Here is a 22248-nt window from a genome sequence, read left to right on the forward strand (position 1 = left end):
AAGCATGGGCTATTCTAGTTAAGGAAAGTGAACTGCAAGCATTTGGAGTCAATGAACAAAATAGTCAATATGTTTATAAAATTAATAGAAACCTTACGCATGAGGCAGTATATTTTTGTAAGGAAGACTCAGCAAGTTGTATAGATAAAATTAATGGAGAGCGTTATTTATTTAACTTGCAAAAAAATCAGATTAAAAAAATTCAAAATGCTGAGCTTATAGGCTTAAGTAAAGATGAGGAGGCATTATTTAGAGTATTCACTCTTTTATTTCGAGAGGAATATGAAAGAATTGAATCACTTCATGATCAAGAAATCTTTCAACGTTCTTTTCGCACAGAAACATCAGGGAGCTGCGGCACTCCAACACATTGGTCTGATCCATTGATCCCTGATTTTCATTATGGCCAAGCTTGCGCTATTCATGATCAATGTTACGGTACTTATACTAGTAAATCTCAATGTGACTTTAGGTTTTTGGAAAAAATGGAAAGGGCGAATTTTACTTTATTAGCTGAAATAAGAACTGACATATTAATAGATAGTCCTGTTACAGTAGCTGTTTATAAAGCTCTTTTAGATCAATTAGCCGATGGTTATTATGCAGCAGTTAAGAATAGTCAGAGTGCATTAATTGCCTATTGCCAAGGGAAACCCGCTGATTGTATTAATTTAAAAGGAGACTATAGTCAATTTATTAATAATGGCATAGATCCTTCAGTATGTGACTCTGGACAAAGTAGTTGTATCGGAGGAGGTGATGGCAACGGACCTGGTACCTTTCCATCTTGCTTAGTGCAAATGATGGTATGCACAGGTGGTGGTTGTAATTACTATACACAACCTTGTTTATAGTGTCGTTTGATAAGGAGTAATAAATGTTTTATGTCGCACTTATGATTATGTTGGTAGTGCTTGCTGGTGTTAGTTACAAACAAAGGGAAGCTAATTTTTTAAAGTTTAATATAATTATAATATTAATTTCTTTTTCTATATTTTACTTATTCGATCTTATTTATAATAACGTTTTTTACCAACCAAAATATGGTGAGGGAGCTCCCATGTCTATTGTAGCAGTTATAATATTAACCTTAATTGCTTGGTTGTGGTCTGCGTTGATAAAACTATTTTCGAGTAAGTTATGCCATAAATAATGTTGAATAAATAGTTTTGTTTATATAAAAAATACCAGCTCAACTTGAGCTGGTATTTTTTATATGCTTATTTTTAGTTATTTTATAAGTGCTTATGAACACGGTCAATCGTATCATCTGATCTAAGCGTTAAAATTTCAACACCATTTTCAGTTACTAATAAGGTGTGTTCCCACTGCGCAGACAAGCTACGGTCTTTAGTAACCACAGTCCAGTCATCTTTTAGTAGTTTACACTGGCGTTTACCCGCGTTAACCATTGGCTCAATAGTCAAACACATACCTGCTTTTAGGGCTTCGCCAGTACCAGCGCGGCCATAATGCATTATTTGTGGTTCTTCATGAAACTCTGCACCAATACCATGGCCGCAATATTCACGAACAATTGAGTAGTTAAAGCTCTCTGCATATTTTTGAATCGCTTCGCCGATATCACCTAAACGCACGCCTGGTTTAACCATTTTTATTGCTAAATAAAGGCTTTCTTGCGTTACTTCAGCAAGACGCTTGCCTTGGATGTTTGGTGTGCCAACATGAAACATTTTTGATGTGTCGCCGTGGTAGCCATCTTTGATAACCGTGATATCGATATTGACACTGTCGCCATCTTTTAATGCTTTGTCGTTAGGAATACCATGGCAAATTACATGGTTTACTGAGGTGCAAATTGATTTAGGAAAACCATGGTAATTTAGTGGGGCAGGAATTGCCTTTTGCACATCGACAATATAATTATGACAAATTGTATTTAGTTCATCAGTGGTTACACCGGGAACTACATGTGACTCTATCATTTCCAGGACATCTGCCGCTAAGCGCCCGGCTACACGCATTTTCTCTATTTCTTCAGGGGTCTTGATCACAGCACTCATGGAGGCTCCATTGTCGAGTTTTACACATTTATCGTCGCACAAATTTTGCACGCGACGTTGAATATTTGTTTTTAATATGGTATAAAGCGCGCCGTCTTTTTACAAATAAATTCTTAAATGATTTTTTGTATTTAAGGCAAACACAATTTTATTTTAACACACACACGTATCGTCACATACACTTGGGTGCATTTCAGTTTCATTTAACTGCGGTGTTGGTGCTATGGGGTATGTGGAGGCCTAACCCTAAACTAAACAGAGGAAATACAAAATGGCAAACGTTTCAATGCGCGACATGCTTCAAGCTGGTGTTCACTTCGGTCACCAAGCACGTTACTGGAATCCTAAGATGAAGCCTTTCATCTTCGGCGCACGTAACCGTGTTCATATCATCAACCTTGAGCAAACTGTTCCAATGTTCAACAACGCACTTAAGTTTTTAACTGGTGCTGCGTCAAACAAAGGTAAAGTTCTTTTCGTTGGTACTAAGCGCGCAGCAAGCGAGTCGGTTAAAGAAGCCGCTATCGCTAGTGATCAGTATTACGTAAATCACCGTTGGTTAGGTGGTATGTTGACTAACTGGAAAACAGTTCGTCAATCAATCAAGCGTCTTAAAGACCTTGAGATCCAAAGCCAAGACGGTACTTTCGAGAAGTTAACTAAGAAAGAAACGTTAATGCTTAACCGCGAAATGGAAAAGCTTGAAAAGAGCCTTGGCGGTATCAAAAACATGGGTGGTCTTCCTGACGCACTTTTCGTTATCGATGCAGACCACGAGCACATCGCTATCCGTGAAGCTAACAACCTAGGTATTCCAGTTGTTGCGATCGTTGATACTAACTCTAACCCAGACGGTGTTGATTTCATCGTACCTGGTAATGATGATGCTATCCGTGCAATCAACCTTTACACAGGCGCAGTTGCAGCAGCAATCACTGAAGGTCGTGAGAGCAATATCGTTGCTCAAGCTGAGAAAGACGACTTCGTAGAAGCTGAGTAATTAGCTGTCATCAAGTCTTCATCTAATTTTAGATGAAGACTTGCTATTCTTGTAGAGCGGGTAACCCGCTTATCTAAACCTGAATTCAGATTTGAGGATTTACTAATGGCTGTAACTACTGCCCTAGTTAAAGAATTACGCGAGCGTACCGGCGCTGGCATGATGGATTGTAAAAAAGCGTTAACTGAAACTGATGGCGACATCGAGTTAGCGATTGAAAATATGCGTAAAAGTGGCGCTGCAAAAGCTGCTAAAAAAGCAGGTAACATTGCTGCTGAAGGTACTATCATCATCAAGCAAAACGCAGGTGTTGCAGTACTAGTTGAAGTTAACTGTCAAACTGACTTCGTAGCAAAAGACGTAAGTTTCTTAGCATTTGCTAACAAAGTTGCTGATGCTGCTATTGCAGAAACGATTTCTATCGAAGACTTACAAGCTAAGTTCGAAGAAGATCGTGTTGAACTAGTTACTAAAATTGGCGAAAACATCAACGTACGTCGTTTACAGTACATTGCTGGTGAGCAACTAGTTGAGTACCGTCACGGTGAGCGTATTGGTGTTGTTGTTGCGGGTGTTGCTGATGAAGAAACACTTAAGCACGTTGCAATGCACGTTGCTGCTTCAAACCCAGAGTACCTAGCACCTGAAGATGTACCTGCTGACGTTGTTGAAAAAGAAAAGCAAGTACAAATCGAAATCGCGATGAACGAAGGCAAGCCTGCTGAAATCGCTGAGAAGATGGTTGTTGGTCGCATGAAAAAATTCACTGGTGAGGTTTCTCTTACTGGTCAAGCTTTCATCATGGAACCTAAAAAATCTGTTGGCGAAATTCTTAAAGAGAAAAACGCAACAGTTACTGGCTTCGTACGTGTAGAAGTTGGTGAAGGTATCGAGAAGAAAACTGAAGATTTTGCTGCTGAAGTTGCTGCACAGATTGCTGCTGCTAAAGGTCAATAAAATCGATTTCCTTTGACGAAAAAGTGAGTTAGATGAAATTATTCTGTTATTTGCTTTTGCGTCATCGCTGAAAATTCTTTAAAATAACCGCGCTCTTTATGTGAAAATCATAAGCGCGGTTATTTTTTATCCTTTTTTTATAAAGTTGGCCCAAATACTATGACAATCAATCGTAAACCTATTTTTAGACGCGTTCTTCTCAAATTAAGCGGTGAAGCACTGATGGGAGACGAAGGCTTCGGCATCGACCCAAAAGTATTAGATCGTATGGCGCAAGAAATCAAAGAGCTTGTAGAACTCGACGTAGAAGTGGGTTTAGTTATCGGTGGCGGTAACTTTTTACGTGGCGGCTCACTTGCTGAAGCAGGCATGAATCGCGTAGTTGGCGATCATATGGGGATGCTAGCAACTGTCATGAATGGTCTTGCAATGCGTGATGCGTTGCACCGTGCATTTGTAAATTGTCGTTTAATGTCAGCTATCCCACTTAACGGTGTGTGTGATGCATACAATTGGGCTGAGGCAATTAGCTTATTAAAAACGGGCCGTGTAGTTATTTTTGCAGCCGGTACTGGTAATCCATTCTTTACAACGGATTCGGCCGCGTGTTTACGTGGTATTGAAATTGAAGCCGATACCGTGATTAAAGCCACCAAGGTTGACGGTGTTTACAGTGATGATCCGGTAAAAAATCCAGAGGCGACACTTTACCGTCACTTGAGCTACAATGAAATCATTGAAAAAGAATTAAAAGTAATGGATCTTGCGGCATTCACTCTTGCGCGTGATCACAAGATGCCGTTGAGCGTATTTAATATGAATAAATCAGGCGCTTTAAAGCGTGTAATTATGGGCGAAGAAGAAGGCACTCTTATCTCTTCACAAGCCTCAGATGAAGTTATTAACTAGATTAGGATTGAACCGTGATAAACGATATTCAAAAAGATGCTGCAGAACGTATGCAGAAAAGTGTAACGGCACTTAGCAGTCAACTATCTAAAATCCGTACTGGCCGTGCTCATCCGGCAATATTAGATGGCATTATGGTGCCATACTACGGCGCACCAACGCCATTGAACCAAGTTGCCAATGTAACAATTGAAGATTCACGTACACTTGCGTTAAGTGTATTTGATAAATCGCTTGCACAAGCGGTAGAGAAAGCAATCATGGCATCTGACTTAGGTTTAAACCCAATGTCAGCAGGTTCTGTGATCCGTGTACCACTTCCTCCGCTAACTGAGGAACGTCGTAAAAACTTAATTAAAATCGTTCGTGGTGAAGTTGAAAGCGGCCGTGTTGCAATCCGTAATATTCGTCGTGATGCTAACGGTGACGTTAAAAACTTATTGAAAGATAAAGATATTTCTGAAGATGAAGCGCGTCAATCTGATGATGCAATTCAAAAGCTTACGGACAAATTCATTAAAGAGATGGACACTCAATTAGCGGCGAAAGAAGCCGAGTTGATGGAAATCTAAGCTAGTAAATTTATTAGTTTTGAAACGCCGTCTGGGGTATACTAGGCGGCGTTTTTTTATGGAATACTCGATATTTATGGTTCTTAACGCTGATAAAATTTCCCAGCAATGTTTACCCAAGCATGTCGCTATAATCATGGATGGCAATGGTCGTTGGGCACAAGCCAAGAATAGGCCACGTGTGTACGGTCATAAAAAAGGCGTGGATGCGGTTCGTCAGTCTGTGCAGTTTTGTACTAAATTAGGAATAGAGTCATTGACTCTATTCGCTTTTAGTAGTGAAAACTGGCATCGCCCCGAAGATGAAGTCAGTACCTTGATGGAGCTGTTTTTGTTTGTGCTGAGTAAGGAAGTTAAAAAGCTACACAAAAATAATGTTAAGTTAACCATTATTGGTGACTTATCTCGTTTTTCAGATACTTTGCGCAGCAAGGTTGATGCAGCACATGAATTAACGGCTAATAATACTGGTTTGCAACTGAATGTAGCGGCAAATTATGGTGGTCGATGGGATATAACAAATGCTGCAAAGCAATTAGGTAAGCTGATTGCTGCAGGGACGTTAAACCCTGATGATATTACAGAGCACGATTTAGCCGCCCATATGAGTATGCAAGATCAGGCTGAACCTGACTTGTTGATCCGTACTGGTGGCGATTTACGCATAAGCAACTTTTTATTATGGCAAGCTGCTTATGCTGAACTTTACTTTACCGATACGCTTTGGCCTGACTTCAATGAAGCAGCTTTTGCTGATGCTATCGCTTGTTACGTTGCCAGAGAGCGACGGTTTGGTTGTACTGGCGAACAAATAAAACAATTACTCGCTGAAACCTAATTAAAAAGGGTAACACTTTGCTAAAACAACGAATTTTAACCTCTTTAGTGCTAGCGCCTTTGGCACTGGTGTTGGTTTTTTATACACCTCTTACATTGTTTAGTTACATCGCTGGCGCGATTGTTTTATTAGGCGCGTGGGAATGGTCGGCATTTATGGGGTTATGCGATAAAGTTAAACGTTTTTCGTTTGTGACGTTTATTGGCTTGTTACTGGTACTGCTTAATTGGCATTGGCCAATTGATGGACTGTGGGTCGACGGCCAGCTCGTAGGAGACGCAAATTATATATTCACACTGTCATTTTCGTGGTGGATTGTAGCCACCTACCTAGTGTGGCGCTACCCAGCAATGGCGAAAGCATGGAACGAAGGAGTGGTTATGCGCGCTATTGCCGGTATTCTCACCTTAGTACCGCTGTGGCTTGCGCTTAATACACTGCGCAGTGCTAACTATGAGCAATCAACGCACTTTGGTTCGATGCTTATTTTAGTGGTACTGGGGATCGTATGGAGTGCTGACATTGGTGCATACTTTACGGGTAAAAACTTTGGCAAGCATAAGTTAATGCCAAAAGTGAGCCCTAATAAAACCATTGAAGGTTTAGCTGGTGGCTTAGTTGCTGCGGTAATTTTTGTTTTAGCGTTTTGTCATTTTACCAATGTAGATATGTCTGTTTGGCCAATTTACGCGATTATGACTGTATTCATCGCGTTATTCTCAGCTATTGGCGACTTACTCGAAAGTATGTTTAAACGCGAAGCTGGTCTTAAAGATAGTGGCTCATGTTTGCCTGGCCATGGGGGGATTTTAGATCGCCTTGACAGCCTAACTGCTGCAGCCCCCATTTTTGTGTTGTGCTATGCATGGACACTTAGTTTATGAGTTGTAGACAACAACTCGTCATTCTCGGCGCGACAGGTTCCATTGGTTTAAGTACCTTAGATGTTGTTGCGCGTAATCAAGAACAGTTTGCTGTATTTGCACTTGCGGCAGGTAATAATAGTGAATTGATGGCGCAATTGTGTATTGCTCATCAACCACGCTTTGCAGTGATGGCAGATGACAGCGCTGCAGCTAAGTTAAGCCAACACTTATCGGGCAGTGGCTGCAAAACAGTGATCCGCAGTGGCATTGCCGCCATGAGTGAACTGGCCGCTCACCCAGACGTTGACGCGGTAATGTCGGCGATTGTTGGTGCAGCGGGGCTCATACCTACACTCAGTGCGGTAGAAGCAGGTAAAAAAGTATTACTGGCGAATAAAGAATCTTTAGTCATGTCAGGTCAGTTGTTTATTGATAAAGTAAAACAACATAAAGCCACTTTACTACCGATTGACAGTGAACATAATGCCATATTCCAGTGCCTGCCAAGTGCACTGCAAGGCTCTAAAACTAATGCACAGTTACATGAACATGGGGTAAGTAAAATTTTACTTACCGGTTCTGGTGGGCCTTTTTTAACGTGTGATATTGCCTCTTTAAAAGACGTTACTGTGGCACAAGCTGTGGCGCATCCAAATTGGTCGATGGGACAAAAGATATCTGTTGATTCAGCCACTATGATGAATAAAGGCCTTGAGTTTATTGAGGCTAAATGGCTATTTAACTGCCAGGCAAACGATATTGAAGTGGTCATTCACCCGCAAAGTATTATTCATTCAATGGTGCAATACCAAGATGGCTCGGTGCTAGCGCAAATGGGGAATCCAGATATGCGTACACCGATTGCTCATGCTTTAGCATACCCACAGCGTATTGATGCTGGAGTAACACCACTGGATTTTTCACAGCTTGCTGATTTTACTTTTACGAAACCAGATTTTGCCCGCTATCCCAATTTACAATTAGCTATTGCTGCGTGTAATGCTGGACAAGGTGCTACAACGACAGTTAATGCTGCCAATGAAATTGCTGTGCAGGCATTTTTACAAGGGCAGATAGGCTTTACTGATATATACCGCATTAATGCACAAACATTAGACACAACGGTTGATGTAAACGTACACACGCTCGATGAAATTCTTGAATGTGACCGTTTAGCTCGACTTCAAGCGACGCAACTCATTGCAAAGGTAGTACGCTAATATGTTCGATTTTCTGTGGAATTTAGGTTCTTTTATTCTAGCGCTGGGAATTTTAGTAACAGTGCATGAATATGGCCATTTTTGGGTTGCCCGCAAAGCGGGTGTGAAGGTGTTAAGGTTTTCTATTGGCTTTGGTAAACCGCTAATAAAATGGCACGATAAACACGACACTGAATATGTTATTGCAGCAATTCCTTTAGGCGGCTACGTGAAAATGCTTGATGAACGTGTTGATGAGGTGCCCGCTGACCAACGCCACTTATCATTTAATGCCAAGTCAGTACAAGCGCGTATCGCGATTGTAGCGGCAGGGCCGCTGGCTAACTTTATATTTGCTATCTTTGCTTTAGCTGCGATGTACATGGTTGGGGTTCAATCGGTGAAGCCGGTGGTAGGCTCAGTAAATGAGGGTAGCCGCGCTGAGCAGGCCGGTATTATGCCTAGTCAACAAATTGTAAAAATTGGCGATGCTAATATTGCGACTTGGCAAGATGCTACGTTTGCATTAATGGCCAGCCTAGGTGATAAAAGTGTTGCTGTTACCGTGCGTGACGAGCAATTTCAAGAACAGGTTAAAATGCTTGATATTGATGGTTGGAAACTTGATCAACAAGATGTGCCACCATTAGCTTCATTAGGTATTGTGCCGTTTCGTCCGCAGGCTACTTTAACCGTTGCTACAATTTCGCCAAACTCTGCTGCAGCAGACGCTAATTTACAAGCAGGCGATGAAATTATCGCCGTAAATGGTGAAACAATAACCAGTTGGACGCAGTTAGTTAATGTTATTCAGCAATCCGCTAACAAATCATTACAATTTAGTGTAAAAAGACAAGATAGTATAGAACTGCTAAATGTTACCCCGAAAGGACAACGTAATAGTGATGGCTTGCTACAAGGCTTTTTAGGTGTAGCACCGGTGGTTGAAAAATGGCCAGATGGTTACATTGAAACTAGACATTATGGCCCACTCGATAGTATGGTGCTGGGCGTAACTGAAACATGGCGCTTGATCAGCCTAAGTTTTGATATGATTGGTAACTTAATTACTGGTCAAGTATCAGTGAAGAATTTAAGTGGTCCAGTTGGTATTGCTGTAGGGGCGGGAACTAGCGTAAGCTATGGCTTAGTGGCGTTTTTAGGCTTCTTAGCATTGATAAGTGTAAACTTGGGCGTATTTAATTTATTGCCCTTACCAGTGCTTGATGGTGGGCACTTAATGTATTACATAATTGAACTTTTTCGTAAAAAGCCGGTCTCTGAAAAGACACAAGAATTTGGTTTTAAAGTGGGTGCCTTGCTACTCATTTTTCTTACATGTTTCGCTTTGTTCAATGATGTATCGCGATTGTAAGCAATTGCGACAGTCTCGAATTAAAACACGATTGTAAAACACCGCTAAAGTATAATTTTAAGGTGTTGAGCGGTAATACCGTTGTAAAGGATAAAGATAATAAAATGGCTATAAAAAAACATTTGGCAGTAACAAGTTTATTAGGTGCTAGCTTTGCAGCCCTAGGCCAAAACTCCTTTATTGTTGACGATTTAAAAGTTGAAGGTTTGCAGCGCGTAGCGTTGGGAGCAGCATTAACACATATTCCTATTAACGTGGGTGATAGTGTTGATGACTATACAATTTCAAAAACGATTAAGTCTTTGTATAACTCAGGTCACTTCGACAATATCAAGGCACTACGTGATGGCAATAATGTTATTTTTAGAGTAACAGAGCGCCCAACAATTAGTGTTATTGAGTTTGAAGGTAATAAAGACATTAAAGACGAGCAGCTTAATCAGTCGCTTGATCAGCAAGATATTCGCCAAGGTGAACCACTGGATAAAACTGTGGTTGATAACATCGAGAAAGGCTTAATAGAGTTTTTCCACAGTATTGGTAAATACAACGCTAAAATTGATGTCAGTATCACTAAGTTACCGCGTAACCGCGTTAAGCTAAAACTTAAGTTTGATGAAGGTGATGCCGCATCTATCCGTCAGATCAACTTAGTTGGTAACGAATTGTTTAGTGATGAAGACTTGTTAGCACTTGCTGAGTCACAACAAGATTTACCTTGGTGGCAGTTTATGGGCAGCGATCGCTACCAGAAACAAACCATTGAAGGCGATCTCGAGAAAATTCGTAGTTATTATTTAGACCGTGGTTACTTACGTTTTAATATTGACTCAACACAAGTATCAGTAAGTCCTGAACGTGAATCTGTGTATGTAACAGCTAACATCACCGAAGGCGTTAAATACAAAGTGAAAGGCTTTGACTTCATTGGTGATCTACTTGGCCGTGAAGAACTGATCAAAAGTGTTATTCCACTGCGTGCCGGTGAACTTTATAATGGCTCAGTGGTTACCTCATCTGAAGAATTTATCAAAAGTTATTTAGCGCGTTTCGGTTATGCGAATGCGGAAGTTCGCACCATTCCTGAAATTGATGACGAAACCAAAGAAGTTCAGTTAACACTCTCAGTTAATCCTGGTCAGCGTGTTTATGTGCGTCGTATTATTGTTGGTGGTAACCAAAATACCGCAGATGAAGTATTACGTCGTGAAATGACCCAGCTGGAAGGCGCATGGTTATCGAATCAGAACCTTGAGCGTTCAAAGCTACAAATTCAACGTCTTCCTTACATGGAAAGTGTTGATTTTAATGTTGTGCCAGTCCCTGGTATAGATGACCAAGTTGATGTCGATTTTACCGTTAAAGAGCAATCAGCTGGTAGCTTTAACGCAGGTCTTGCTTATGGTTCTTACTTAGGTCTGCAATTTAATATCGGTGTGACTGAATCTAACTTCTTAGGTACGGGTAACCAGATTGGCTTTAACATCAATACTTCGCGTGGTTCAGAACGTGTTAGTTTATCGTATACCGACCCTTACTTCACCCCAGATGGTGTGTCGCAAGGCAGTAGTATTTTCTACAGTAATTACGATGCAAGTAAGTTTAGCCTCATCGATTACAAATCAAAAAGCTACGGCATTGGTACAAATATAGGCTTCCCAATTGATGCGGTAAACCGTATCAACTTTGGTGTACGTTGGATCCAAGAAGAGTTATCTGAGATTGCTGAATATGAGCAAACGCTTGTTATGCGCGAGACCTTCCTAGACGTGAATAACCCGGATAAAGGATTTGATTTTACTAAGTACGAACTCAGCGTTGGTTGGTCTCGTGTGACAGTAAACCGTGGTTTATTCCCAACGGCAGGTTCGCGTCAAACATTAAACTTAACCGGTACTACGCCAAACTCTGATTTAACTTACTTTAAGGTAAATTACGACTCGCGTTTTTATTGGCCACTTACTAATAACCACCGTTGGGTATTCTCAACGCGTGCTGCATTTGGCTATGGTAACGGTTATGGCACAACCAATGGTTACGATCAAACATTACCATTCCAAGAATATTTCCGTATAACCGAAATGGAATTACGTGGTTTTGACCGTAATACTATTTTGCCGCGTGCAATATCGCGTACACCACAAGTAATTCCAGGCAATTCATTGGCAGATGGTAGTCTAACTGGCAATATAGGCGGCTCGCCAGAGTTTGATGTGTTAACACCGGGAGGACGTATTGGTGGTAATGCCAAAGCGGTTGCAGGCATGGAGTTAATTGTGCCAACCCCATTTTTGGATGAAGATAATACCAGTTCTGTACGTACTAGTTTCTTTGTTGATGCTGCAAACGTATGGGATACTGAATTTAACGTTGACCGTTATAAAAATTTAGGGCCGAATGAACGCGCTAAGCTTGAGGATTATTCAGATCCGCTGCGCTTTAGGGTATCAACCGGTTTATCATTACAGTGGATCTCACCTATGGGTCCAATGTTGATTAGTTTTGCGTATCCATTGCAACAAGAAGAAGATGACGATACGAAGACCATCAGCTTTAACATTAGTAATACATTCTAAAGGAGTTTTTTGTGAAAAAATCATTTAAATCATCGGCAATTGCCATTTTAGCAACACTTATGATGGGTACTTCTGCAAGTGCTTTTGCACATAAAGTTGGTATTGTAGATATGCAAGAAATCTATAAGCAAATCCCACAAATGGCAAAAGTTGAGCAAACACTGCAAGCTGAATTTGCTGAGCGTCGTCAAGAACTTGAAAAGCTACAGGGCGATATCCGCTTTGAAGCAGAAAAATTCAAGCGTGAAAGCACTACAATGAGCCAAGCGCAAAAAGATGCGTTGCGTGAAAAAGTGGAAGGCATGCAAAAAAATCTTGCTGAAAAAGGTCGTCCTTTAGAGCAAGAAATTAAAACTCGTCAAAACCAAGAACTAGCTAAAGTTCAAGGTATTATTATCAAAGCAATCGAAGATATTGCTAAAGATGGTAAGTACGATGAAGTTAAAGTTAAAGATACTACTATCTACTTTAACCCTAAAACGGTCGTTGATTTATCAAGTAAAGTTGTTGATAAAGTAAGTAAGCAATAGAACTGATATATGCATAATTATACGCTTTCGCAGATTGCGGAACTTCTAGGCGCCACGCTTGACGGTGATGGCGCTTGGGAAATCTCAAAAATTGCTACACTTGCAAATGCCCAGTCTGGGCATATTGCATTTTTAGCGAATAAGAAATATCGCTCACAACTTAGTGATACTAAGGCGGGGGCAGTGATCCTATCTGCCGCAGACGCAGAGTATTATCAAGGTAATAAGCTCATAGTGGTTAACCCCTATGTTTGCTACGCGAAATTAGCCCAGTTACTCGATACAACGCCACGCTCAGCGTCACCAGGTATTCACCCAAGTGCGGTGGTCCATCCTGATGCTACAGTTGCAAGCACAGCCGCTATTGCAGCTAATGCGGTGATTGAAGCCGGAGCGGTAATTGGTGATAACGCGCAAATAGGCGCTAATTGCTTTATTGGTGAAAACACAAAAATTGGCAATGGCACAAAACTGTGGGCAAATGTCAGTGTTTATCACGATGTAGAAATTGGTAGTGATTGCTTATTTCAATCAAGTAGCGTAATCGGCAGTGATGGCTTTGGTTATGCAAATGATAAAGGCCAATGGATAAAAATTCCTCAGCTTGGTCGCGTTATTATAGGTGACAAGGTTGAAATTGGCGCTGGTGCTACGGTTGACCGTGGTGCAATTGATGACACGATTATTCACAGCAATGTGATTATTGATAACCAATGTCAAATTGCCCATAATGTTGAAATTGGTTCAGGCACAGCAATTGCTGGCTGTACCGTGATAGCAGGTAGTACAACTATTGGTAAAAATTGCCAGATTGCCGGGCTTGTCGGCATAAATGGTCACATAGATATCTGTGATGGTGTTATACTTACGGGTATGAGCATGGTGACTAAAGCGATTACGAAACCTGGTATTTATTCCTCAGGACTTCCACACTCTTCAAATAAAGAGTGGCGCCGAAACATTGCCCATTTCCGTAATTTGCCAGAGATGAAAGTTCGCCTTAAAGCGCTAGAGACTCTGACTAAGTCATTAAACGTTGATAATTAATAAGGATGCTATTTTGGCAAACGAATTAAATAGCCTTGATATACAAGAAATTTTAAGCTTACTTCCGCATCGTTACCCGATGCTACTAGTTGACCGTGTACTTGATTACACCCCAGGTGAATCATTACATGCAATTAAGAACGTAACTTTTAATGAACCGATTTTTACCGGCCATTTCCCTAACCAGCCAATTTTTCCTGGTGTATTAATTTTAGAAGCCATGGCACAGGCAACCGGTTTATTGGGGTTTAAAACTGTCGAGAATCGCAGTGAAAATGAACTATATTTATTTGCAGCGATAGATAATGCGCGCTTTAAACAACCTGTAACGCCTGGTGACACCATGCATTTACACGTTCAATTTTTAAAAGAGCGTCGTAATATTTGGAAGTTTGCAGCAGAAGCAAAAGTTGATGGCAAAATAGTATGTAGTGCCGAAATCATGTGTGCGAGAAGAGAGCTTTAATTGTGATCCATCCTACAGCGATAATCGAACCAGGTGCAAAGTTAGGTAATAATGTATCGGTTGGCCCGTATAGCTACATTGGCAACGATGTGGTTATTGGTGACAATTGCATTATCGAATCTCATGTTGTGGTCAAAGGTCCGTCAACAATAGGTTCAGGCAATCATATATTTCAATTTGCGTCTGTAGGTGAAGCCTGCCAAGACAAAAAATATAATAATGAGCCAACCACACTTATCATTGGCGATAACAATGTTATTCGTGAATGCGCTACCATCCACCGAGGTACAATTCAAGACCAAGGTGTGACTAAGATTGGCAGCAATAACTTATTTATGGCTTACACTCACGTAGCCCATGATGCGGTGATTGGCGATAACGTTATTTTTGCTAATAATGCATCTGTTGCAGGCCATGTACATATTGGTGACTGGGTTATCTTAGCGGGCAATTCAGGTATTCATCAGTTTTGTAAAGTGGGGGCACATGCCTTTGTTGGTATGTACTCTGGCGTGAACAAAGATGTGCCGCCGTTTGTAACAACTATAGGTACGCCAGCAGGTCCTGTTGCAATTAATACTGAAGGCATGAAGCGCCGTGGCTTTGAAAGCGATGAAGTAATGGCAACACGTCGTGCTTATAAAACACTATACCGCAAGAGTTTAGGTGTTGAAGAGGCAATTGCAGCGCTTGCTGATGATGCCGCTAAGTACCCAGCAGTACAGTTAATGGTTGATTTTGTGAAAAATTCTGAACGCGGTATTATTCGTTAATTCGTTTATGCAGTGTATAAAAGCCACCAGTTATTAAGTTAACTTGGTGGCTTTTTTGTATTCACTGTTTTGTATTTACTTTAATTCAGTTGCAGCTCAGTTGATACCTGCTACCTTCATGCATTCTAAGGGAGCGTTGAATTTTGATTAAAGCACTTTTAATTAGCTTATCACTGGCTATTTTAGCTGGCTGTAGTAGCTCGCAGACAAACTATTCAGCAACAAGCACAGGTATTCGTGAGCAGGGAAATGCTAGCTTTTATGCCGATAAATATCATGGTCGGCTGACCGCTAGTGGTGAAAAGTTTGACCAACAAGCCATGACTGCGGCGCACAAACAGCTCCCTTTTAACAGCAAAGTTAAAGTCACAAACACAGCAAATAACCGTTCAGTGGTCGTTAGAGTGAATGATCGCGGTCCTTTTATTCCCGGCCGTATCATCGATTTAACAAAGCATGCGTATGAGCAACTCGCAGAGCCAAGCTCGGGCGTTATTAACGTAACCGTTGAAGTAATTGACTAAAAGCGTGTGATCAAGTTCATGTAATCAGGTTGCTCTGCTAATAGTTGCTGATGCGTTGCAATCGCTTTTATTTGCCCTTGCTCTAACCAAATTACGTTATCCATATTGGCAAGTAAGGCAGGGTCGTGAGTTATGCTGATCACAGTACAGTGCCCCATGCTGGTTAATATCGCATCCATAACTTGATGCTTCGATTGATTGTCGAGGCCTTCGGTTGGCTCATCAAGCACTAAAATAGCCGGTGCTCTGAGTAAGGCTTGCGCTAACGCTAAACGCCGCGATTGCCCACGCGACAAACTTCTGCCACCTGTGCCTAAGCGGGTGTCTAATCCTAGTTTTAACTCGCTAAGCCAATCACCTAACTGTGCTTGTTGACAGGCTGTGCGCATTTGTTGTTTAGTTGCTGAGGGCGCCGCATAGCGTAAGTTTTCAGCAATGGTGCCATCAAAAATATGATGTTGTTGTGCGACTATGTTAATCAGTTCGCAGCGATTTTGTTGACTGATCGTGTTAATTGCTATGGTTTTGTCTGCTGAGTTCAGGTTTATTTCACCATTTTGCTGTGGCCATAAACCACTGAGTAAATTAACCAGCGTACTTTTCCCACTGCCGCTTTGCCCCACAATCGCGACTTTTTGCAGTGGCTCAATCGCAAAACTTAAGTTGTTAAGCGCAAAAGTATCACTGTGGTAACAATAACTAAGATCTTTAAATTCAAGCCCTAAAGGTTGCACTGATAACGACTCCTGAACGCTTGTAGTTTCAGGGCGCAGTTTATCTTCTAAATCAAAAATACGCTTTGCAGCGCTTAGCGCTACGGGCAATTGAATAAACGCATTTGGTAGCGTTAGCACCGTTTCAAAACTAGCAAGCACAAATAAACTAAGCATTGCCAGTTCAACATTGGCCATAGCTCCGCTGTAAACTAGCGGTGCAATTATCACAATGGCACCGAGCATACTCAGTTGTACTATTAATAGTGATATGCCATTACTATGTGCTTCGGCGCTATGGCGAACAAATAGTTGCCGATTATAGCGTTCACTGGCTGCCCGACATTGCTCAATTTGTTGCTCGGTGGCTTGATAGATAGCCAACTCTCGTAAGCCACTTAGGGTATCTGATAATTCAGCACGTAAAGTCGCCGAATAGTGAGTTTCGAGGTCGGCAGTTTGCTGAAGTTGTTTACTCAGTATGATCGGCAGGGCAACGCCTACTATTAAGAGTGCAGTAAAGCATAGTAACGCTACATTACTGTTGTAGGCTGCCATAATTGCAACCACAATTGGCACGCTGATTAGCGCAACAATCATCGGTAATAATACGTTTAAGTAAAATTTATCGAGCGCTTCAACGTCATTTTGCATGCGGTTAAATAGATCGGCGCTGCGGCTCATGGCTAAATCAACATTGCTTAGCTGGCTTAGCGTGTTAAAAACACTGACACGAATTTCACTTAATAATAAAAAGGTGGCGTTGTGGGTTACCAATCGCTCGCCGTAACGAGAGGCGGTTCTTACGATTGCCAAAAATCTAATTGTGCCGGCTGGTGTGAAGTAATTCATTTGCGTGCCAGCCAAGCCAGCTGCAGCCATGGCGGCTAAAAACCAACCAGAAATAGCCAATAAGCCAACGTTTGCCAGTCCTGTTAAGGTTGCTAAAAATGCCCCTAACAGCATTGCACCTAGGTGCGGTCTACACAGTTTTAATAAACGTAAAAAATTAGTCATGCTGTTTACTCCTTGCATGCACTAAATCAAACAGCGCGCCTTGGTTATCGATGAGGGTTTTAAAGCTACCTTGCTCAATAACAGCACCATCTTTCATTACAATAACTTGTTTAGCTTGTGCAATGGTATTTAAGCGATGGGCTATCACCACAACGAGATGTTGCTGTGCATAATGATTGATAGCCGCTTGCACCTGTTGCTCAGTTTGGCTATCGAGGTGTGCGGTTGGCTCATCAAGGATCAAAATTGGCGCTTGTTTTAAAAATGCCCGAGCTAAAGCGATCCGCTGCTTTTGCCCGCCTGAGAGTCCTTCGCCTTGTTCACCAATTTGAGTGTCAAAGCCCTCTGGTAATTGATTGATAAACTCAAGTGCACCAGCTTGCTCTGCTGCAGTTTCTAGCTGCGTGAGTGTGGCATCCGGTTTGGCCAATAGTAAGTTAGCTTTGATACTGTTAAACAATAAAGTAGGTTGTTGTGGGATCCAGGCAATATGTTGCTGCCATTGCTTAATGTGTGATGCGGCTAATTGTTGTTGATTTACCGTAACAGCACCGATCACCTGAGGATGAAACCCTAATAAACAATCGAGTAAGGTGCTTTTACCAGCACCACTTTGACCAACGATGGCATACAGGCCTGTGCCTGCAAATGTTAGGTTTATATTGTTAACGCCTTCATTACTTTGTGGGTAATGAAAATTTAAATTATCAATATTGAGTTGTTCGATACTTGGTAAGTTTAAGCTATTTTGAGTATTTGGTTGTATGTTCTCAAGATCCTTAGCAGGGAGTGGCTCATTCAATATTTTTAGCATATCAGCGGCGGCACTAATCCCTTCTAATCGGGCATGGTAATGGCTGCCGAGTTGGCGCAGCGGTAAATAAAACTCCGGAGCAAGTAACAGTACAACAAAGCCGGTCGAAAAATCTAAGGTACCAAAAAACAACCGAAAACCGATTATCACCGCTACTAACGCGACACTAATGGTCGCTAAAAATTCGAGTGCGAAAGATGATAAAAATGCGATTTTTAATACGTTTAAAGTCGCATGGCGAAAGTCATCGGAAATTTTGGCAATTTGCTTTAGTTCGCGCGTAGTCGCATTAAATAACTTTAGTTGGGTTAAGCCTTGTAAGCGGTCAAAAAAGTAATTACCTAACACAGCTAGTTGTTGCCAACGTTGTTGATTCAGTTGTTCTGCTTTGTGGCCAACCAAAATCATAAAAAACGGAATTAGAGGGGCGGTGAATAAAAAAATCAACCCAGCTTTCCAATCGGTAGGAAAAATCACCATCAGGATAGCCAAAGGAATAAGCGCACTGTAAGCCACGCTCGGTAAATAATTAGCATAATAATCGTGCAGTGCTTCAACACCATTATGTAGGGTGTTTAAAGTCGCGCCATGACCTTGTTGTTCAATATAACTTGGCCCAAGTAAGGTGAGTTTCTCGAGTAAAGTATGGCGCATAGCAGTTTTAATTTTAAGTGCGGCTTGGGCACTTATGCGCTGCGAAAATCCAAGCAATATTCCGCGCCCTAAAATCAATGCTGCTAATGGCCAAAGTAAAGGGGTAATAGTGGCTAAATTGGCGTGTTCAAACATCACTAAATGAATTGATCGTGCCACTAAATAAGCACTGGCAATCATCAATAATGCGTTAAATGTTCCTAGCGCAATACTGATTTTTAAAAGACTGCCAGCGTGATTGGAATGCGTTTTTAAAAACGCGCGCAGCGTAGTTTGCTGCGCGCGATTTGGTCGGGGGTTAGTCGTCATTTTGGCGATTAAGCCTATCGTGTAATTCTTGTTCGTCGTCAGCGATACTGTCTTTGTTCTGGCCAAATTCGTACCACATAACGTTGATCACACCTAACGTACAGGCTAATAAAACACCGAGTATCCAAGCAAAATACCACATAGATCAAATCTCCTTAGTAACTGCCATGGCTGTTATTTTCAATTTCTTCTACGGTTACTTTGCGCCACATTTTCACATAACACCATGTGGTGTAAAGTAAAATAAGTGGCACAAAAATACTTACTGCAATAAACATTACATTCAATGTTCTATGGCTAGAAACCGCATCCCATATTGTTAAACTAATATCAGGGTGATTACTTGATGGCATAATAAATGGGAATAAAGACATTCCAGCCGTCATGATCACACCGCCAAGCATTAAGCTTGTTGCTATTAATGCCAGCCCCGGTCTATTAATTTTTGAACATATCCACGCTAATGCAGCCATTAAAAAAGCGACCGCAGGGAACAGCATAGTTAAAGGCATTTGTTGATAATTGTTTAACCAAGCACCTGCAGAGGTGGTTACTGTTTTATCTAGTGGGTTTGCAAAGCCTTGCGTATCACCCATCGAGATTATTTGGTAACCATCAAGATTAGCAATCCAAATACCTGCAACAGCAAATAACACGATGAATGCTAACAGTGCATAACGACCATATTGCGCTGAGCGACGAGCAACATCACTGTCTGTACGCAGCTGTAACCACATACCGCCATGGGCAAGTAACATAGTTACGCTGATCAAGCCGGCTAATAAGGCAAATGGATTTAATAATGCAAAGAAAGATCCTTGGTAGCTGGTTCTAAGGTATTCATCAATACTAAATGGCACACCTAAAAACAGATTGCCAAAGGCCACGCCAAATACCAGAGCAGGAATGGCACTGCCAGCAAATAAGCCCCAATCCCAATTGTTACGCCAGCGTGGAGAGTCAATTTTGCTGCGATAGTCAAAACCCAAAGGTCTAAAAAATAAGGCAAACAATACCAACATCATAGCAAAGTAAAAGCCCGAAAATGCAGCCGCATAAACCATCGGCCACGCTGCAAATAAGGCACCACCTGCGGTGATAAACCATACTTGGTTACCATCCCAGTGTGGACCTACCGTATTGATCACCACACGGCGTTCACTGTCGGTTTTACCAACTAACTTGATAAGCATAGCCACGCCCATGTCCATACCATCGGTGATTGCAAAACCAATTAACAATACGCCGATGATAACCCACCAAAGTAACTTTAACGTTTCATAATCGAAAATCATGATTTTGCTCCTTGCTCGTCAGTTATTTGGTCGCCATTAGTATGGTCATCTAAATGTTCAAAGTGATATTTACCAGTGTGCAATGAACTTGGTCCTATTTTTACAAATCGCAGCATCAGCCAGCCCTCGACAATAGCAAGGCCGGTGTAGAATACGATAAAGCCGGTTAAGCTTATTAAAATATCATTGACAGTCAGTGACGAGGTCGCTAAAAAGGTTGGCAGTATTTCAGAGATTGCCCACGGCTGACGGCCATACTCTGCAACTATCCAGCCAAATTCAATTGCTATCCAAGGTAGAGGGATACTCCACACCGCAGCCCACAATAACCAACGTTTTTGTTCAATCACACGATGTGCATTGTAATAAAAAGACAATACAAATACGCCCAGCATAATCACACCACAGCCAACCATGATCCTAAATGACCAAAACATCGGGCCTACTTGAGGGAACGAATCTTTAACGGCTTGCTGAATTTGTGCTTCAGTTGCATCCACTACATTTGGTGTATAACGCTTTAACAATAAGCCGTAGCCTAAATCAGCTTTGAGGGTGTCAAACTTAGCAATATTCTCAGCTGAGTCATCACCACTGCGCAGTTTTTCAAGGTATTTATAAGCGATCATACCGTTACGAATACGCACTTCGTGTTGTTTTTCTAAATCATTAATGCCGATGACTTGCTCATCTAGCGAGCGGGTCGCTATTAAGCCTAGTGCATACGGGATTTTAACGGCAGCATGGGTCACTTGTTTATCGGAATCAGGGATCCCAACTAACGTAAACGCAGCGGGTGCTTCCTCGGTGTGCCATTCAGCTTCAATGGTTGCCAGTTTTACTTTTTGTACTTCACCGACTTCATAGCCTGATTCATCGCCAAGTAAAATAACACACAATACTGAGGCTAAACCAAAGCCGCTAGCGACTGAAAAAGAGCGTTTTGCAAAAGCGAGATCACGGCCCTTAAGGATATACCAACTACTGATCCCCAATACGAACATGGATGCGGCAACATAGCCCGCAGACACAGTATGAATAAACTTAACTTGTGCGACAGGGTTAAACACAAGCTCGGCAAAACTCGTCATTTCCATGCGCATAGTTTGATAGTTAAATTCAGCACCGACAGGATTTTGCATCCAACCATTAGCGACTAATATCCACAGCGCAGACATATTAGTACCAATAGCCATTAAAAAGGTTGCACCTAAATGCTGGCGTTTACTGAGCCGCTCCCAGCCTAAAAAGAACATACCCACAAAGGTCGATTCTAAAAAGAATGCCATTAACCCTTCTATAGCAAGGGGAGCGCCAAATACATCGCCCACATAATGAGAGTAATAAGACCAGTTAGTACCAAATTCAAACTCCATGGTAAGGCCTGTGGCTACACCAATGGCGAAGTTAATGCCAAATAGTTTACCCCAAAACTTGGTCATATCACGGTAGATTTCTCGGCCGGTCATTACATAAACCGACTCCATGATCACTAAAATCCAGGTCATACCTAGAGTCAGTGGTACAAATAAAAAGTGAAACAGGGCGGTGACAGCAAACTGTAATCGCGATAGATCCACAAAGGTTTCATCTATCATTTTTTATAGCTCCTTGTATGTGCGGGCGAGTCACAAAACAAATAAAGTAAGCAAAAGTTAGTTAATTAAGTTTCAGTAATTATTGAAACTTTATGCATTATTCTCTTTTGGTTAATTATTGTCAATCACAACATGGATAAATATTACCCCATTATGATTAATGCGACGCTTTTTAATCGGCTTTAGTTAGTG

The 22248-nt window shown here is 41.5% G+C and carries 21 protein-coding genes; 15 read left to right on the forward strand and 6 right to left on the reverse strand.

Annotated elements, in window-relative coordinates; all coding sequences use genetic code 11:
* The coding region (locus tag H5187_RS16750; RefSeq protein ID WP_182798070.1) for a hypothetical protein at positions 1–854 on the forward strand (854 nt) is incomplete at its 5' end.
* 381 nt (positions 855–1235) lie between these two features.
* Here H5187_RS16750 and map read toward each other — a convergent pair.
* Positions 1236–2024: a type I methionyl aminopeptidase gene (gene map / locus H5187_RS16755; RefSeq protein ID WP_182740508.1), complete on the reverse strand. Its 789-nt coding sequence runs from the start codon at positions 2022–2024 to the stop codon at positions 1236–1238.
* Positions 2025–2295: 271 nt separating this feature from the next.
* Between map and rpsB the strand changes: the two genes are divergently transcribed.
* The 14 genes from rpsB to H5187_RS16825 all read left to right on the forward strand — a co-directional run bounded on the left by rpsB (position 2296) and on the right by H5187_RS16825 (position 15656).
* Positions 2296–3024, forward strand: coding sequence for a 30S ribosomal protein S2 (gene rpsB, locus H5187_RS16760; RefSeq protein ID WP_145240470.1), 729 nt, complete (start codon positions 2296–2298; stop codon positions 3022–3024).
* 105 nt (positions 3025–3129) lie between these two features.
* Entirely contained in the window at positions 3130–3981 is an 852-nt protein-coding gene (tsf, locus tag H5187_RS16765; RefSeq protein ID WP_145240472.1) for a translation elongation factor Ts, read from the forward strand.
* 159 nt (positions 3982–4140) lie between these two features.
* Positions 4141–4890 (forward strand): UMP kinase, encoded by a 750-nt coding sequence (pyrH, locus tag H5187_RS16770; RefSeq protein WP_145240474.1) that lies wholly within the window; start codon positions 4141–4143, stop codon positions 4888–4890.
* A gap of 50 nt (positions 4891–4940) precedes the next feature.
* Complete coding sequence (gene frr, locus H5187_RS16775; protein WP_215909106.1) at positions 4941–5462, forward strand: ribosome recycling factor; 522 nt, start codon at positions 4941–4943, stop codon at positions 5460–5462.
* 58 nt (positions 5463–5520) lie between these two features.
* Positions 5521–6300, forward strand: coding sequence for an isoprenyl transferase (locus tag H5187_RS16780; protein ID WP_149982995.1), 780 nt, complete (start codon positions 5521–5523; stop codon positions 6298–6300).
* 17 nt (positions 6301–6317) lie between these two features.
* Entirely contained in the window at positions 6318–7184 is an 867-nt protein-coding gene (locus H5187_RS16785) for a phosphatidate cytidylyltransferase (protein ID WP_145240480.1), read from the forward strand.
* Complete coding sequence (ispC, locus tag H5187_RS16790; RefSeq protein ID WP_145240482.1) at positions 7181–8386, forward strand: 1-deoxy-D-xylulose-5-phosphate reductoisomerase; 1206 nt, start codon at positions 7181–7183, stop codon at positions 8384–8386. The genes H5187_RS16785 and ispC overlap by 4 nt, the downstream gene beginning before the upstream one ends.
* A 1-nt stretch (position 8387) precedes the next feature.
* Positions 8388–9740 (forward strand): sigma E protease regulator RseP, encoded by a 1353-nt coding sequence (gene rseP / locus H5187_RS16795; protein WP_182718687.1) that lies wholly within the window; start codon positions 8388–8390, stop codon positions 9738–9740.
* A 104-nt stretch (positions 9741–9844) separates the two neighbouring features.
* Positions 9845–12316, forward strand: a complete 2472-nt coding sequence (gene bamA / locus H5187_RS16800; protein ID WP_182718686.1) for an outer membrane protein assembly factor BamA — start codon at positions 9845–9847, stop codon at positions 12314–12316.
* An 11-nt stretch (positions 12317–12327) separates the two neighbouring features.
* Positions 12328–12846 (forward strand): OmpH family outer membrane protein, encoded by a 519-nt coding sequence (locus H5187_RS16805; RefSeq protein ID WP_149982990.1) that lies wholly within the window; start codon positions 12328–12330, stop codon positions 12844–12846.
* Positions 12847–12855: 9 nt separating this feature from the next.
* Positions 12856–13893 carry a UDP-3-O-(3-hydroxymyristoyl)glucosamine N-acyltransferase gene (gene lpxD, locus H5187_RS16810; RefSeq protein ID WP_182740510.1) on the forward strand — a complete coding sequence of 346 codons (1038 nt, stop codon included), beginning with the start codon at positions 12856–12858 and terminating at the stop codon, positions 13891–13893.
* Between the two features lie 13 nt (positions 13894–13906).
* On the forward strand, positions 13907–14359 hold the full coding sequence (fabZ, locus tag H5187_RS16815) for a 3-hydroxyacyl-ACP dehydratase FabZ (RefSeq protein WP_145240491.1): 453 nt from the start codon (positions 13907–13909) through the stop codon (positions 14357–14359).
* Between the two features lie 2 nt (positions 14360–14361).
* On the forward strand, positions 14362–15132 hold the full coding sequence (gene lpxA, locus H5187_RS16820) for an acyl-ACP--UDP-N-acetylglucosamine O-acyltransferase (protein ID WP_149982988.1): 771 nt from the start codon (positions 14362–14364) through the stop codon (positions 15130–15132).
* 140 nt (positions 15133–15272) lie between these two features.
* The gene (locus tag H5187_RS16825) at positions 15273–15656 is read left to right on the forward strand and encodes a septal ring lytic transglycosylase RlpA family protein (protein WP_310737469.1); all 384 of its coding nucleotides are present in this window, start codon (positions 15273–15275) and stop codon (positions 15654–15656) included.
* On the opposite strand, the gene cydC is transcribed toward H5187_RS16825, so the two are convergent.
* Genes cydC through H5187_RS16850 form a run of 5 tightly spaced genes read right to left on the reverse strand, consistent with a single transcriptional unit; the run spans position 15653 to position 22056 of the window.
* Positions 15653–17386, reverse strand: coding sequence for a thiol reductant ABC exporter subunit CydC (cydC, locus tag H5187_RS16830; protein WP_182798072.1), 1734 nt, complete (start codon positions 17384–17386; stop codon positions 15653–15655). The two genes, H5187_RS16825 and cydC, sit on opposite strands and share 4 nt — an antisense overlap.
* Positions 17379–19163 (reverse strand): thiol reductant ABC exporter subunit CydD, encoded by a 1785-nt coding sequence (gene cydD, locus H5187_RS16835; RefSeq protein ID WP_182767942.1) that lies wholly within the window; start codon positions 19161–19163, stop codon positions 17379–17381. Before cydD ends, cydC begins: the two co-directional genes overlap by 8 nt.
* Positions 19153–19305, reverse strand: a complete 153-nt coding sequence (cydX, locus tag H5187_RS16840; protein WP_064667585.1) for a cytochrome bd-I oxidase subunit CydX — start codon at positions 19303–19305, stop codon at positions 19153–19155. The genes cydD and cydX overlap by 11 nt, the downstream gene beginning before the upstream one ends.
* Positions 19306–19318: 13 nt before the next feature.
* A complete protein-coding gene (gene cydB, locus H5187_RS16845) occupies positions 19319–20458 on the reverse strand; it encodes a cytochrome d ubiquinol oxidase subunit II (RefSeq protein WP_145240499.1) in 1140 nt (379 codons plus the stop codon).
* Positions 20455–22056 (reverse strand): cytochrome ubiquinol oxidase subunit I, encoded by a 1602-nt coding sequence (locus tag H5187_RS16850; RefSeq protein WP_182718679.1) that lies wholly within the window; start codon positions 22054–22056, stop codon positions 20455–20457. Before H5187_RS16850 ends, cydB begins: the two co-directional genes overlap by 4 nt.
* Positions 22057–22248 lie beyond the last annotated feature (192 nt).

The organism is Pseudoalteromonas sp. SG44-1 (genome assembly GCF_014164315.1).
GTDB classification, from domain to species: Bacteria; Pseudomonadota; Gammaproteobacteria; order Enterobacterales; family Alteromonadaceae; genus Pseudoalteromonas; species Pseudoalteromonas rhizosphaerae.